The sequence below is a fragment of the Delftia sp. JD2 genome, from assembly GCF_001682645.1.
In the GTDB taxonomy this organism is placed as follows: domain Bacteria; phylum Pseudomonadota; class Gammaproteobacteria; order Burkholderiales; family Burkholderiaceae_C; genus Comamonas; species Comamonas acidovorans.
In genome coordinates this window covers 1-316 of the sequence record NZ_LFJT01000163.1, presented here as the reverse complement: position 1 = coordinate 316, position 316 = coordinate 1, and the positions used below count along the sequence as shown (strand labels likewise).

Sequence of the window (316 nt, the reverse complement as noted above, 5' to 3'; positions counted from 1 at the left end):
CATGATGATGTCGGGCCGGAAATCCTGGATCAGCTGCACCTGCTTTTCGGTCTGCCCGCCCGACATGGGCACCACCGTGCAGCCGGCGCGCTCGGCGCCGTAGTGCGCGCCCAGGCCGCCCGTGAACAGGCCGTAGCCGTAGGCCACATGCACCATGTCGCCAGGCCGCCCGCCCGCCGCGCGGATGGAGCGCGCCACCAGGTTCGCCCAGTTGTCGATGTCATTCAACGTGTAGCCCACCACCGTGGGCTTGCCCGTGGTGCCCGAGGAGGCATGCACGCGCGCCACCTTCTGGCGCGGCACGGCGAACATGCCG

Annotated in this window: 1 pseudogene; it reads right to left on the bottom strand. The window is 69.9% G+C overall.

Annotated elements, in window-relative coordinates:
• Positions 1-316, bottom strand: a pseudogene (locus tag ACM14_RS30300) (phenylacetate--CoA ligase); the annotation flags it as partial.